General features: G+C 66.1%; 5 protein-coding genes. 1 reads left to right on the top strand and 4 read right to left on the bottom strand.

The annotated features are described in order from the left end of the window. Nucleotides 1-14 precede the first annotated feature (14 nt). The 4 genes from BW39_RS31025 to BW39_RS13645 form a co-directional block, all read right to left on the bottom strand. Entirely contained in the window at nt 15-4,442 is a 4,428-nt protein-coding gene (locus tag BW39_RS31025; RefSeq protein WP_052155333.1) for an Ig-like domain-containing protein, read from the bottom strand. A gap of 130 nt (nt 4,443-4,572) precedes the next feature. After that, the gene (locus BW39_RS13655; protein WP_152547233.1) at nt 4,573-8,292 is read right to left on the bottom strand and encodes a carboxypeptidase-like regulatory domain-containing protein; all 3,720 of its coding nucleotides are present in this window, start codon (nt 8,290-8,292) and stop codon (nt 4,573-4,575) included. A 124-nt stretch (nt 8,293-8,416) separates the two neighbouring features. Continuing rightward, the gene (locus tag BW39_RS13650) at nt 8,417-9,361 is read right to left on the bottom strand and encodes a hypothetical protein (RefSeq protein ID WP_152547232.1); all 945 of its coding nucleotides are present in this window, start codon (nt 9,359-9,361) and stop codon (nt 8,417-8,419) included. Further along, nucleotides 9,358-13,830, bottom strand: a complete 4,473-nt coding sequence (locus BW39_RS13645; RefSeq protein ID WP_161786987.1) for an IPTL-CTERM sorting domain-containing protein — start codon at nt 13,828-13,830, stop codon at nt 9,358-9,360. Before BW39_RS13645 ends, BW39_RS13650 begins: the two co-directional genes overlap by 4 nt. A gap of 360 nt (nt 13,831-14,190) precedes the next feature. Here BW39_RS13645 and BW39_RS13640 point away from each other — a divergent pair, with 360 nt between their 5' ends. Continuing rightward, nucleotides 14,191-15,342: a S1C family serine protease gene (locus BW39_RS13640; RefSeq protein ID WP_013800805.1), complete on the top strand. Its 1,152-nt coding sequence runs from the start codon at nt 14,191-14,193 to the stop codon at nt 15,340-15,342. The last annotated feature ends 51 nt before the right edge of the window (nt 15,343-15,393 follow it).

Genomic DNA, 15,393 nt, shown 5'->3' with positions numbered 1-15,393 from the left:
CAGGCCGGCCTATCTCAACTCCCACACGAGGGAGGGCCGTCCGCCCCGGGTCCGTCGTCTCCCGGCGCATTGGGTCCATCTCCTCCTGGCCCGTCTCCTCCTGGCCCGTCTCCTCCTGGCCCGTCTCCTCCTGGCCCGTCTCCTCCTGGCCCGTCTCCTCCTGGCCCGGCGCCGCCAGGACCTTCGCCACCAGGCCCGTTACCACCGGACCCACCGCCCCCCGCGCCGCCACCGCTGCCACTCGATCCACTGCCGCCCGAGCCACTGCCACCGCCGAATCCGCCGCCATGGCCACCCAGCAAGGGGCCGCCGCCCATCCCACCGCCTTGGCCGCCAGCACCTGAACTGCCTCCACTGCCACCCCGCCCTCCTCCAGGGCCACCGCCTTCAGAGCTACAGCCACCCCCAAGGCACCAGGGCGTGCAGCCCTGCGTCAAGCCGATGGGTGTTCCGCCACCACCAGTACCGCCACTGCCCCAGCCACCAATGCCACCGCCCACGCCGTGGCCTCCGGTCCCGCCAATCCCCCCGATGCCGGTGTTCCCGCACGCGCCACCAACAAGCCGATTGAACGTGGCAGAGAGCGAGCGCGATTCCTCTTCCCCATTCGCGCAGATCCACGCCAACTCCACCATGGCCCACATGGCATAGGCAGCGCAGCTGCCCGCATTGCGCGCATTCACCACGATGCTCTGCACGGCACCCATCTCCGCCGAACGTGCCTGCCTGAAGCCCATGCTGCGCGGGTGCAGCTTGACGGCCGTGATGCGGTAGGGAATGACCACGCGCTGCTTGGCGGCCAGGGTCTTGGGGATGTCTGCCAAGAATTCGTAGCGGTAGTACTCGTCGGACTGCGGCGGTGTGAAGACAACCTTGTCGGCCTGGATCAGGCCGTAGTTGGTCAGCGTCAGCTCGCCCGTGAATTCCTCGCCCACCTGCAGCTCGGGCAGGTTGATGGACAGGGGCTCCAGCAGCACCACGGGTGCCGGCACCTGGGTCTGGAAGGTGGCTTCCAGAGTGATCTGGTACTCGTCCTTGATGGTGGTTTCCGTCACGCTGAAGTCGATGCTGATGGTCTGGTACTGCAGGTGCACGCGCTCCGAAGTGGTGACGCCCGGGCGCACGAAGATGCGGCCCGACCTGTCGGCATGGCGCGGGCCGCTGGCGCGGTAGGTGTAGGTGCCGGGCGGCAGGTCGGTGAGCACGGCCTTGCCCTGCGCGTCCGTAGTGAGGGTGCGCAGATAGGTGAGCACGGCATCGTTTTGCAGGCGTATGCGCACGTTGGCCACGCCCGGTATGGGCTTGCCGCCCGCGTCCAGCGTTTCCGTGAACAGGTCGGTGGCATGGAAGCTCAGCCCGCCCTGCCCGCTTTGCGTGACGGCCACCGAGACGGGTATGGTGCCCGTGCCCTGGTTGCTGGCCGTGATCTGCAGTCGGTAGTTGTAGATGCCGTCGGCCACGTCCTTGCCGGGGCTTGCCGTGACCTGGATGGGCACCTGGGCGCCCACGTCCACGGCGCCGATGTGGCTGGCGCTGGACAGGAAGATCCAGGAAGGCGCGGCCCGGCCATCCTTGTCCACCAGCTGGACCTTCACGTCCTGGGCTGCCACCAGGCCACGGTTGCCGATGGTGATGCTCTCGGTGACAGTCTTTTCCTGCTGTACCCCGGTTTCTATGTAGGTGGGATTGGCAAACAGCTCGGGCAGGGCCTGCACCAGCCGGTAGTGGATGGTGAAGCTGCCCCGGGGCGTGTCCCCTGTCTCGCTGGCGTAGGCCGTGAGCACGACGGTGCCCGTCTCCCCGGCCGATGCACTGCCCGTGAAGCGGATGACCATGGGCACCGAGGCGCCTGCGGCCACGTTGACCGGCGCACCCGGCTCCACGCTGATGCCCGGCGGCAGGCTGCCGCTGGGCTGCTGTGCCGGAACCACGGCCCAGCGCACGCCGGTGGCGCCCGTGCCGGCGCTGGCACGCGCGTTGACCGTGATGCTGGCGGCAAAGCCGCGCGGCGCGGTGAGCTGGTAGCTGGCCAGGTCGAAGCTCAGCCGGTTGATGGTGAAGCGCCCCTGCTCGGTGGTGGTGGTCTCTTCCGGATGGATGACGGAGACGATGTAGGTGCCGTTGTCATTGGCCGTGGGCACGAATTCGTAGCGGTACTGGCCGCTGTCGTCGGTGGCGATGCCTATGCGCCGCTTGAAGCCCGAGATGTCCAGCACCATGCGCAATGCTGCATTGGGCATGGGCTGTCCGCTGGCGCGTGACACGGCGGCACCGGCTATGACGACGCGTTGCGCGCCGTACGAGACCGCCGGGCTGACGGAGCTGACCGTGCCCGTATAGGGCGTCTTGGGCAGCTCGGGCTCGGGCGGCTTGTTGTTCACGGTGACGGCGCGCGTGGCTTCACCAGTCTTGCCTGCCTTGCTGGTGGCCACGACCCTGAGCGTGAAGGCACCGTTGGCCACGCCCGACGTATCCCACTGCATGCTGTACGGAGCCTGGGTGGCCGAGCCGATCAGGCTGCCGTTGGCGAAGAAATCGACCTTGGCAATGCCGTCCGGTGCCGAGGCGGCGACACCTACGGCCGTGCTGCCGACCACGGTGACATCCTGGCCGGGCATGGTGAAGTTCACCGTCGGGGCCGCGATGGCATAGGTCACGGCAACCGCCGCGCTCCTGGGGCTGGTGCCGCGCGCATTGCTGGCCGTGGCCTCGATGCGGTGCGCGCCTTCGGCTGGCAGGGTCAGGCTGCCGGAGAAGCTGCCATTGGCTGGCACGGCCATCGGCGTGCCAGCGGCCTGCCCGCCCAGATACAGCTGCACTTGCGAGCCCGCCATGGCCGTGCCGGAGACGGCAATCTGCGGCGTGGACACCTGCGCGTTGTGGGCCGGCTGCGCGATGACGGGAGCCGGCGGCGCGCTGAGGCTGAGCGTGAACGGAATGTCCAGTACCGCTGCGCCCCCGTCCACGTCGGTGGCCGTGATGCCGAACCTGTGCGTGCCGTTGGGCAGTTGCGCAAAGTCGATGAACTGGTTGTGGCTGAAGGAACTGCTGGCGTCGCCGCTGCGCTCGAAGATCTGCAGGCCGTTGATGGTGGCCTTGACGTTGGCAATGCCGATGGGGCTTTGTGCGGACACGACCAGTTCGCCCGGCGCGGAGATGGTCGCATTGGGCGCGAGCGCCGCGCCTGCAAAGGTAGCGGTGAGGGCCGGGCCTTGTCCGGCCTTTTTCTGCACCTGTACCGGACGCGTTGCAGTGTTGCTCAGGCCGATGCCGTTCGTGGCCCTGGCCTGCAGGGTATAGCTGCCGTTGCGCACGGCGGCCAGTGCCCAGGTGGTCTGGAAGGGTGCTTCGGTCAGCAGGGCGAGCCGCTGACCATCGACCAGGATCTCCACCTGCTGCACGCCTTCAGGGTCGGCCACGCTGATGGCGATGGTCGTGTCCTGCTCCAGCACGGCACCAGCGGCCGGCTGGGCGAACTGCACCAGAGGACCTTCAGGTGCGTATGCAATGGGTTGTGGCAGCGAGAACTGGTTGATGCCACCCTGTGCCGTGCGGAACTGCACATGGATCATCTTGTCCCCCGCCCCCATGGACAGCGTGTAGCTTGCCAGCATGGGGTGGCCCGTCATGCTCTGCCATGCAGCACTGTCGAACTGATCGCTTTCCTGCAGGCGGAACTGCGCGGCCTGCGGGCAGTCAAGGCGCAACTGCACGGCACGCACGCGCGTGGCATAGCCTTGCGTGGGCGCGATGGTGCAGGCCAGTACGGGCTCGGCCGTCAGGTAGGAGCCATAGTCCACGCCCGTGCTGACCGCATTGCCCTGCCCCGCCGGATTGCCCACGGCATCGCGCGGACCACTGGCGTGGCCCCACCAGTTGCCCTGGGCCTGGACGATGCTGGCCGGGCTGGTGTTGCGTATGCCGAACTGGCTGTTGCCCGAGATATCTGATTCACCAACGGCCGGCGTGGCGCCCTGCTCTGCCAGCAATCCCACGCCGTTGCCAGCGATGCGCGAACGCGTGATGCGGGGACTGCCGCTGCCGACCACCCGGATTCCCACGGCGTTGTCCGTGAGCTGCAGCCGCTCGAAACCGTAGCCTGCACCTGCCAGTACCAGAGCGGCACCACCTGCCATGTGGCCGGGCAGGCCCTCCGCGCCTCCGGCATAGCGAATGGCCAGGCCGTCCAGTTTCAGGCTGGCGGGAGCGGCTTCAGGCGCCACCAGCACACCCAGCCAATCGCCGGCCTGCGGCGCCCGGGACTGTGGCCCCTGCGCCTGCACCGGGCCCAGTTGCGCGTCGTCGTGGCTGCTGGTCAGCACCACGGAAGATCCCGTTTGCAGGCCGCTGCGCACGCTGATGCCGGCGCCCTGGCCGAATTTGACGATCACGCCATCGGTAATGGTCAGTTGCGCCGTGTCGGCGGCAATGGCCGTGCTCATGCCCAATGCGATGGCCAGGGCCGCAACGGAACGACGCCGAAGCGCTGACAGCGGTTTGTGCCATGCGGCCACGGAAAGCGTAAAGCGTGCGCACTGGAAAAATGGGGAGCGTTGCATGCTCATCTCTTTCTTATGGGTTCACCGTGATCGGGCCGCTAGTCGCCGGCGTGAAGCCGGGGGAGCTGGCCGTGATCTGGGTGGTTCCGGGGGCGACCGCAGTGAAGGTGGCGTAGCCCGAGTTGCCCGAGTTGGCATTCCAGGTGACGCTGTCGGTGATCGTGCCTACGGAGGGGACGGAGCTGGTGAAGGTGATGGTCAGGGGAGCAGCAGGGTATTGGCTTGTTGACCAGTAGGCCCCCGGTACTTCCGGCGTGACATAAATGGAGCCAGCTGTCCCGCCTGCACTCAATTCCGATGGAACATATTGAAGGCGGAGAGAAGCGGCGACGGTTTCCACATTGAAGTAGGCTGGATCAAGGGCAACGGCCGTAGCTTCAATCTGTGTGGAGCCCAGTTCCACGCCCGCCACATTGGCGTACGTCCGGCTCTGGCCCGCAGGAATCGTCACCGTCGCAGGTACCGTGCACACCTCCTGTGCCACACACCGCAGGTTCACCGTCACGGCATCCGCGCCGCCGCTGACCACACCGTTGATCAGGCGCTCCACGTACAGTTCGTTGTAGTGGCTGTACAGGCCCTTGCCGACAAGCAGCCTGCTGGCTCCGTCGTAGCGGCCCACCCTCAGGCTCTGCTGCGCTGCAACCACGGTCTGCACATCCGACTTGCCGCTCGTCACTCCCGGGATCTCAGCGGTAACACGATAGGTGCCCGCCGTTGCCGGCTGCGCCACATAGCCTGTGTTCGTGTACTGGCCGCCCTTGCCAATCGTGAGCTGGCTTACCAGGCTGCTGCCTCCTGCAGAAATTCCATTGACCACACCCGCCGGCTCCTGGTCCGTCAGGCTCACATTGACAGCAAGGGCATCAATGGCCGACTGCGCTGTCGACCAGTAGGCACCCGGCACCCTCAGTTGCACATAGAAATCGTCCCAAACACTTGCTGTCGAACGCGATCCATCCAGGTAATGGAAATCCACCTGCGGCCTGATAACCTCCACCGCCAGCGGCGTTGCCGCCTGCATTCCTTCGGCAGTGGCCTCGATCTGGGTGGTCCCCAGTTCCACGCCTGCCACATTGGCGTACGCCCGGCTCTGGCCCGCGGGAATCGTCACCGTCGCGGGTACCGTGCACACCTCCTGTGCCACACACCGCAGGTTCACCGTCACGGCATCCGCGCCGCCGCTGACCACACCGTTGATCAGGCGCTCCACATACATTTCGTTGTAGTGGCTGTACAGGCCCTTGCCGACAAGCAGCCTGCTGGCTCCGTCGTAGCGGCCCACCCTCAGGCTCTGCTGCGCTGCAACCACGGTCTGCACATCCGACTTGCCGCTCGTCACTCCCGGGATCTCAGCGGTAACACGATAGGTGCCCGCCGTTGCCGGCTGCGCCACATAGCCTGTGTTCGTGTACTGGCCGCCCTTGCCAATCGTGAGCTGGCTTACCAGGCTGCTGCCTCCTGCAGAAATTCCATTGACCACACCCGCCGGCTCCTGGTCCGTCAGGCTCACATTGACAGCAAGGGCATCAATGGCCGACTGCGCTGTCGACCAGTAGGCACCCGGCACCCTCAGTTGCACATAGAAATCGTCCCAAACACTTGCTGTCGAACGCGATCCATCCAGGTAATGGAAATCCACCTGCGGCCTGATAACCTCCACCGCCAGCGGCGTTGCCGCCTGCATTCCTTCGGCAGTGGCCTCGATCTGGGTGGTCCCCAGTTCCACGCCTGCCACATTGGCGTACGCCCGGCTCTGGCCCGCGGGAATCGTCACCGTCGCGGGTACCGTGCACACCTCCTGTGCCACACACCGCAGGTTCACCGTCACGGCATCCGCGCCGCCGCTGACCACACCGTTGATCAGGCGCTCCACATACATTTCGTTGTAGTGGCTGTACAGGCCCTTGCCGACAAGCAGCCTGCTGGCTCCGTCGTAGCGGCCTACTTTCAAGCCCAGCAAGAGCTTCTCGCGCACCTCCACCTTCATCGCCTTGGAAATCAACCCAGGCGATGCGATATCCAGCACGGTCTGCCCTACGGTCAGCGCCTTAACGGTGATCGGCGTCGTCCCATAGATCTGTCCCTGGGGAATGAACACCTCGGCAGGGTTCACGCCGGCAACCACTGGATCACGGCTGATCACAGACACCGTGACGCCGCCTTGCGGAGCCGCCTTGCTCAACTGCACACGCAGGACCCTGGTCAGTTCCTCATTCATCACCAGGTCGGCGGCTGGATCCGTGTCGATGCTGATGGCATCCACGCGCAACGCGGCCTGCGCCGGCTGATAGCCGGCAGCAGTGGCTGTGATGCGGGTCGTGCCCAGGGTCTGGCCTGCCACCGTGAAGGCTGCCTTGCTCTGCCCCGCAGGGATCTGCACGGACGCAGGCACCTGCGCCAACCCTGACTGCTCCACTACGAGGCTGACGACCAGCCCTGCCGAGGGAGCTGGCTCAGTGGTTTCGATGGTCACGCTGGCCTGCGCACCAGGCGCCACGATGACGCTGGCCGGCAGCACCAGTGCCTTGCCACGCACGGAGACCGTGGCCAGCGCACTGGCATGGCCTTCGGCCTGGGCTGTCAGCCGGCTGCTGCCATCAGCAAGGCCCGTCACCTCGAAGCTGGCGCCTTGTTGACCGGCCGGGACCAGCACGGACGATGGGACAGAGAGCACGTTGGCGTCGGAATTGCCCAACTGCACGTTCACACCACCGACGGGTGCCGGCACAGGCAACGACACAGTCATGGGATACGGCCGGTTGACACCAACCGTGGGGCTGCCAGGGACAAGGCCCAGCGAGGGCAGATTGACGACTTCGATCTGCGTTTCGGCAAAGCCCAGCGTGGCATGGCTTGCGGTGATGCGGGTGGCGCCCAGGGTGCTGGCCTGTACCTCCAGGTCCACGCTGGTCTGCCCCGGCGCCACGGTGACCCGCGACACGGCAGATGCCACCGAGGGCACACTGCTGGCGATGTCCACTACCACGCCTTGTGCAGGTGCAGGCGCGTCGAGCGAGACCCTCAGCATGGCGACCACGCCGGGACTGAGCCGGAGCCTGGCGGGCTCGATGGACAAGGGCGCCTGACCTATCTGGATGAGGCCCTGCTGCACCAGGTAGGGAATGCCGACCATGCCCCAAATGACTTGGGAGCGGATGGTGCCCGAAGGGACTGTTATCGCGTTCAGCGAATTGCCCTTGGCTGAGTTGCCTTTGCCGGCCGGCGAGGACGCAAGATCAATGCCGATGGCCGGGCCGCTGTGGTGATTGAAGGCCGTGTTGTTGATGGAAGGGGCAGCGTTCTCGATGACCACGCCGCTGCCGTATTCGATGGTGACGTGGTCCAGCAGCGTCTGGGCGCTGCGCGTGCCGGCCGTCATGCGCCATTGCCGCCAATCCCCGGGCGCAGGGGTTGTGGCCGCCGAGGTGATGAGGATGGGCTTGTCCGGCGTGCCCACGGCTTGCAGCGCACCTTTCCTGAGCAGGAAACTGGCGCCAGGGGCCATGCGCAGGGTCACACCCGGCTCGATGGTGAGCGTTGCATCGCCATCGAGCACCACGTCGCCCTGCATCAGGTAAGGCGACTGGCTGGCACGCAACACCGTTTGGCTGGAGATGGTGCCGCTCAACGTGGTCTGGGCCCAGGCGGGAGAGACCAGCAGCAATGCCAGCGCAAGACAGGCAGCCAGCCATGCCTTCCCCACGTCTGCCATGCGGGCCAGCGCGGTCACGGCCAGGACCTGCCAACGCACAGGATTCGCCCTTCTGCACACACCCACAGACCCATCCGTTCGCACGCTGTACTGCATCACCACTTCTCCCCCAATACTTGACTCGTTCAATCGTTGTGCTCGCTCAAAACCGCCCGCATGCCGCCTGAAGCCGGTGGCCTGCCGTTGTTCCGATGGCCTGCATGCTCGCCACCTGTGACTGATAGGCCTGCCAGCCGCCCTGCAGCCAGTACACGGGTATTGCGTCAGGCCGCTCACCCAAAGAGGCCCGTTGCGCAGCCAATCGGGCACGCAACTCAGGCTCCGTCGAAGCGTCGGCTATGACCACCAAAGCCCGGGATGCGGGGCCTCCTGGCTGGTCGCCGCGTGCCTTGCCGCCGGCCATGGCGGTCAGTTGGATGGCCAGATCGTGCGTGGCGACCAGCCGGTGCGTTTGTTGTTCGTCAACGGGTGACTGCACAGCCGGCGCCGCATCCAGGGCCTTGCTGAGGGAAAGCACCGTCCATTCAATGCCTTGTCCCAGGCTGGCGATCCAGTCGCTGGCAGACAGGTCCTGCAGCCTGGCCGATGCCGTGGGATGCAGGGCCACCGCCGCGCCGCCCAGCAAAGCCTTCACACGGCCAAAGCCCTGGCTGCGCAATTGCCGGCATGCCGCGTCAAGGTCCGCATGGTCCAGCCCGGTGCCCAGCAGGATGACTTCCTCCTGCATCAGAAAGCGCTTGCCTTGCAGCTGCGGCAAATCCATCTGCAGGGCCTGCGCGACGGGGGTAGCGCGCCTGTGCTGCGCCGGCCGAACGTCAACGAGCATGGCCGCCTGTGCGCCAGGGGAAACAAGGCGCTGCCGCCACTCCGCCGGACTCATCCAGCAGGAAGGGGTCAACGCCAGAGGCGGCACCTGACGGGGCCACGTCACAGGGGACTCGGCGGCCCTTGCGTCCCGTACGGCATGCGCGTCTGCCCGACAGGACTGCGGCTCGGCATCGGTCTGCGCCCGCAATGGTGCAGCCACCAGGACGGCTGCGCACACCGCCACTGCATGCGCCAAGCCACAAAAACGACGCGGGCTCATGCATCCATCCCCGCGCCTGCACGTGCGGCGCGTCGGCGCCGGTGCTGCAGGCAGGCGCCCAAGGCCATGAGGGCGGACAACAGGGCCAGGCCCGCCGCCTCCAGGCCAGGCACCGCCGTCAACTGATCCTCAGGCAGCGGCCCGGACTGTATGACGGGGCCGCCCGGGTCCTTGATGACGCCATTGGCCTGCAGGTCATCGTCGCCCAACTGGCCATCGGTGATGGTGTAGCTGATGCGGTTGCCGTTGATCGACAGGTTCCTGGGCGCGTACCAGATGCTGCGGCCCTTCGAATAGGGCGTGGGCCCGAACTTCAGGTAGCTGCTGATGCCGAACAGGTTGGGCCACTCGGTGGTAACGGTGACCGTGCTTCCGACGTCGCAGCCGGTGAGTTCGTAGTCGAACACGCCATGCGGGAAGAGCAGCACGTTGAACAGCGGCAGCCAGCCCTCGGGCTTGCGTACGGCTGTCTTGTCCGGGTTGAAGCGGCAGTTGGCGCCGCCGCCCGCCACCGAGGCTTTCAGCGTGCCGGAGCCGCTGGGTGTGGGCAAGGCCACATCCTTGCCGCCCACAGGCGCGGCCTGGTTTTGCAGGGATACGCGCAAGGCTTCGCCCACACCGGCCGCTGTCACGCGCATCTCGAATGCGCCCACCAGTCCATTGGCACGAAGCCCGGGCGAAGCGGCAACGCCGGCCGCATCGGTGACGGCCTGCGCTGCGAGCGTGCCACCATCAAACACGGCGCTCGCTCCGCTATCCGGCAGCGCAAAGACCACGGCGTGGCCGGCCACGGCGGCGCCCTGCGCATCGGTGACCTTGACACGTACAGGTGCCGCATAGGCCGTCCCCACGGTGGCCGTCTGCCCATCCCCTGTCAACTTGACAATGCGCAGCACGGGCGCCGTGCCATCCAGGTTGCCCAGCGTGAAGCGCACGCCGCCGGGCAAGGCCTCGACGCCGGCGGATACGGTGAAGCTGCCCGCAGCGCCAGTGGCTGTCATGACCGGGCTGCGTGCCAGGCCCTGTGCATCGGTGAGCACGCGCGCCTGGCGGCTGCCGTCGGCAAAGCGCGCGGAGGCCCCGCTGGCAGGCGCGTCGAACGTGACCTCCTGCCCTGCCACCGGGTTGCCACCAGCCGTCTGCAGGCGCACCTGCAGCGGCAGCGCAAACGGCTGCTCCAGCCTGGCGGACTGCAAGTCGCCGGACACGATGGAAAGCGTCCAATCCCGAGCGGGCTCCTCCTGCCACTGGGCGGCGACAAGGCCTATCCACTGCGCCAGCGATTGCAGAGCCACATTCCGGGTACCGTGGGATGGCAGCGCCCTCAACAGGGGCTGGGCCTGCACCAGGGCCGAGAGGGCCTGGGCCGGCTTTTGCTGCTCCATGGCAACCCGGGCCTGGCCCAGCAATGCCTCGACGGCCTGCCGCTGGTCTGCCGTGGCCTGCGCCAGCACAGCCACTGCGGCCCGGGTGTTAGCGGTGGCTTGAGGTTCTGCGATGACGGTGACCGGCTGCGACCAGCTGTCCACCAGCGACTTGTCGCCGGCCTTGCGCAACTGCGTCTCGACCGTGGTGGCCAGCGAGGTGCCGGGCAGGTCCAGCCAGGCCTGCACCTGCAATTCGGCCTGGGAGGCGGGCTCCAGGGTCCACCTGACCCGATCACCGTCGACAACGGCCTGCGGCGAGGAGGAACGCAGCTTCATGCCACTGGCCAGGGTCATGGCCTGCTCCAGCGCAATGGCTTGCGTGCTGCGGTTGGCGATGCTGGTTCTGACGCGCACGGCAGATTGCGCCAGCATGGGCTCGGACACAGGCGGAACCAGGGCAGTGAAGCGCGTCTTGGTCCAGTCTTTCCACGAAGCCGCAACCGCGCCTTGCGCCAGGGCATCGAAGCCGATCACCAGCACCTGGCCCTTGCCGTGGGCCACGCCCAACGCAGCAGTCTGCCCTGTGCCATAGCGGGCCAGTTCCGAGCCTGCACCCTCATTCTGCAACGCCCACGCCCGGCCTTGCAGCGCCAGCGCCGCATCGCCCAAGCCTGCATCGCCCAGGTGCACAGAGACGCCCGCAGGCAGTGGCTGGCCTGAACGGCTGCCGCCCCAGACGTCGGCCAAGGTGTCCGGCAACGCGCCTGGTGCGCCATCGATGACCAGCGAGGCACCGCGGTAGACGGCGGCCCGCACTTCCTCCATCTGGGAAGCGGCCAGGTCATCCACCGAGCCATGGAGCCAGAGCGCGCTGAAGTCGCCGGCACGCAAGGCCTTGCGGAGCTCACTTGGGGTGACCGCCAGCTGCACCGAGCCATCGGCCTGCGCGAGCAGATCCTGCAGGGCCTGGCGCTTGCCGTCCGTGCAAGCGGTATCGGCGCCGCATGCGGCATAGGCCAGCACACGCAGGCCCTGGTCCAGGGTCTGCGAAGCGGCCACGGAGGCCTCCTGCTCGCGCCTGAGCAGGGTACTGGCCGCGTTGTTGCCGGTGACGGGGTCGCGGGTGGCCGCGCCGATGCGTGCGGCCAGCAGGAATTCCCTGGCCGTGGAGCCTGCTGCAGGACGCACCTGCAGCACCAGGGTGGGGGCGGAGTCCTTGGCCATGTCGCCCAGGGTCCAGCGGCCCTGTGAATAGCTGCCCACCGATGCCGACTGGCTGGCGATCTCCAGCCCCTGGGGCAGGTCCACATGGACGACGGTGGCCGCTGCCATGGCCGGCCCGGCATTGCGTGCCGTGATGGTGACCGTGGAGCCACCGTCGCGCGCCATGGTGGCCGGTGCTGCCGTCACGCTGATGCCAATGTCCGCTTCCGGTTCGGGATCTGGCCCGGTCACCTTGGCGGAGCGCTTTGCAAACAGATAGCCCGCAGCCGCCGTACCGGTGGCCAGATCAATGCCCGATATGCGTCCCGGCGTGGACTGGCCGCCCGCCGTGCCCGCAAGCGCAGCGCCATCGACCAGCCCCTCGCTGACGGCAGCCGACAGCGCATAGCTGCCCTGCAGCAGTCCATCGAATCGGAATTGGCCCTGGGCATCGGTGTGGGCAGTGGCCAGCACCGACTCCCCGGTGCCTGCCCGCGTGCCGGTGAGCTTGATTTCGAGCACGGGGATGGCGGGCTCGCCTGCATCGCGCAGCCCGTTGGCATTGCGGTCCTCGAAGGCCGCGCCGGCAATGCTGGCCTGTGCCTCGCCAGCGACCAGGCCGATGGTGTAGCGGCCCGTGGTGTTCACGTCGAACAGGTTCAGGTAATAGCTCCAGCTCAGGTCCTCGTTGCGCTGCCTGGACAGCCAGACGTTTTCGCCAGGAACGACGTAGCCGTCGGAGCGGACCACCTGCAGGGGAAGACGGGTGCCCCTGGAGGGATCGGGCACGCGCGCATAGGCCATGCCATTGGCCACGGGATTGAACTGCAGGCTGGCGGTGGCACCGGAGGGCATGAATTGGGCGGATCGGCTTTGATCGCTGACCTCGGTATCCACGCCATCGGATTCATAGACGCGGTAGACATCTCCATCCAGGGCCAGAAAATCGCGGACCTTGTCGCGTCCTGGAAGATCGACACGCACATCCTGGACCAATTGATGGGTATTGACGGTCTTGATCAGGGACGTCAGGGCACCGCCCAGCGAATCCGTATGGGTGAATCCGGCCGTGAATTCGACAAATTTGCCGGCCAGGCTGGACACCATGTTCCAGCGCCCATGCAGGGACGATCCCGGCGTGATGTCGCCAAAGTCGAGCAGCAGGCTTTTGCCTGCTGGCGCATCGTTGACATAGCCGCTCAGAATCTGGAAATTGACAAGCAGCCCTTGCCGGTTTTCGACAATGCGGGGCTGCGCGGTATCGATCTTTGTCTTGTACGAAGTGCCGCCACCACTGTTCTTGATGCGCACGCCCAGCGTGAAGGGGTCGGAAGGCTCGACCTCGGGGGTGAAGGCATCGTCACCCGGAACGTCACGGGGCAGGAAGTAGTCAAGCACCAGTTCAGGCTGGGGCCGCACGACGATGGACTCTGGCGCCACCTCCACGGTGTCGGTCTTGCCATCCAGCGTGTAGGTGACCTTGGCGCCTATGTAGTAGACCGCACCCTGGGGATCGCGGCCGCCCGTGCCGGCTGCGGGAATGATCAGCCATCGGACATTGGCGACGGCCTTGGGAGCAATCGTGCCGCCCTGCAGGGAAGTGATGCCCTCGACCCCATCCGTGCGGTAGAAAAAGCGGGCTCCGGAGGCTGCGGGATCCGTGGTGGCGATCACCGTCTGGTTGTTCGCATCCAGGAACTGCAGCGTGATGCTGACGTTCTCCAGCTTTTGGTCCGCCAGGCCATTGGTGATCACCATCCTGGCGTCAAATGCCTGGCGCTCCAGCGAGAGTTTTTGCTCTATGACAATCTTGACTTCGGCACATACCGCATCGGCGGCCTGTGCAAAGGCAATGCCGATGGTTCCTGCAATGGCAAACACCGCGCCAACCAATAGCATCAGCCATCTGGGCGCAATCCTCCCCGAGTCTTTCCACTCCATAGCCCCTCCGTCCCCACTCTATTCATTGGGCCGCGATTGTATTGAAATTCCTCTTCCGTATCAAATCGTGACTTGAAAAAATAATTAGCAAGCCAATTTAAATAAGACTTGTCCCATTTCAAATGGCGCAACAAAAAAAAATGACTCGTTCTTCAGCGCTTCAGAAAAAGGCAAAAATCGGCACATCCCGATATAGCAATGTCGGTTGTCCGGTGATTCATCGATCACCCAGCGCCCCAGCGAACGCGCCCACCACCGCCCTGTGTACGACATGCCTCACAATGAGGCCTTGTACTCCCGCACAGAACACCACACTTCATGAAACGCACCTGGCTGCTGTTTTCGCAGGTGGTCACCATCTTGGTGGCTGCCTACTTTGTCGTCGCCACCCTGCAGCCGGACTGGCTGCGCCGTGGAGCCGTGCGCAGCAATGCCGGCATCGCGTTGCTGGAGGCGCCGGCCACGCCCGTCGGAGAGGTCAGCCCCGGCAGCTTTGCACCTGCGGCCAAGAAGGCAGCGCCGGCCGTGGTGAGCATCAACACCAGCAAGGCAGTGCGCCATCCGCGCAGCAACGATCCGTGGTTCCAGTTCTTCTTCGGCGACCAGGGCACGCAGGAGCAGGCAGGCCTGGGCAGCGGCGTGATCATCAGCACCGACGGCTACATCCTGACCAACAACCACGTGGTCGAGGGTGCGGACGACATCGAGGTCACGCTGACCGACAGCCGCCAGGCCAAGGCCCAGGTGATCGGCACCGATCCCGAGACCGACCTGGCCGTGCTCAAGATCGCCCTGGACAAGCTGCCCGTCATCGTTCTGGGCAATTCCGACCAGATCGATGTGGGCGACCGCGTGCTGGCCATCGGCAACCCCTTCGGCGTGGGCCAGACGGTGACCAGCGGCATCGTCAGCGCACTGGGCCGCAGTCAGCTGGGCATCAATACCTTCGAGAACTTCATCCAGACCGACGCCGCCATCAACCCTGGCAATTCGGGCGGCGCACTGGTGGATGCCAGCGGCAATCTGCTGGGCATCAATACCGCCATCTATTCGCGCTCGGGCGGCAGCATGGGCATCGGCTTTGCGATTCCCGTATCCACGGCCAAGCTGGTGCTGGACGGCATCGTCAAGGACGGCCGCGTGGTGCGCGGCTGGATCGGCGTGGAGCCCAATGAACTGTCACCGGAACTGGCCGAGACCTTTGGCGTGAAGGCCGACTCCGGCGTGATCATCACCGGCGTGCTGCAGGCAGGCCCCGCTGCCCAGGCCGGCATGCGCCCGGGCGATGTGATCGTGCAGGTGGGCGACAAGCCCATCCGCAATGTGTCGGAACTGCTGACCGCGGTGGCCGCGCTCAAGCCCGGCGAGGCTGCGAAATTCGATGTGCGCCGTGGCGAAGGTCCCGTGGAGCTGCAGATCACCCCGGGCCTGCGCCCTGCGCAGTCGGCACAACGCATGCAGCGCCGCTGACCCGGCTCCCGCCCCAACGAAAAAAGCGCCTGTTCACAGGCGCTTTTTCTA

Source organism: Delftia sp. RIT313 (assembly GCF_000632165.1).
Lineage (GTDB): Bacteria > Pseudomonadota > Gammaproteobacteria > Burkholderiales > Burkholderiaceae_C > Comamonas > Comamonas acidovorans.
The sequence above is the reverse complement of the archived record's forward strand: the minus strand, read 5'-3'. Positions and strand labels throughout refer to the sequence as shown.

Bases quoted from the DNA above. Each gene is read 5' to 3' on its own strand.
- BW39_RS31025 (WP_052155333.1), bottom strand. From the start codon at position 4,442: ATGAGCACGGCCATTGCCGCCGACACGGCGCAACTGACCATTACCGAT.
- BW39_RS13650 (WP_152547232.1), bottom strand. From the start codon at position 9,361: ATGAGCCCGCGTCGTTTTTGTGGCTTGGCGCATGCAGTGGCGGTGTGC.
- BW39_RS13645 (WP_161786987.1), bottom strand. From the start codon at position 13,830: ATGCTATTGGTTGGCGCGGTGTTTGCCATTGCAGGAACCATCGGCATT.
- BW39_RS13640 (WP_013800805.1), top strand. From the start codon at position 14,191: ATGAAACGCACCTGGCTGCTGTTTTCGCAGGTGGTCACCATCTTGGTG.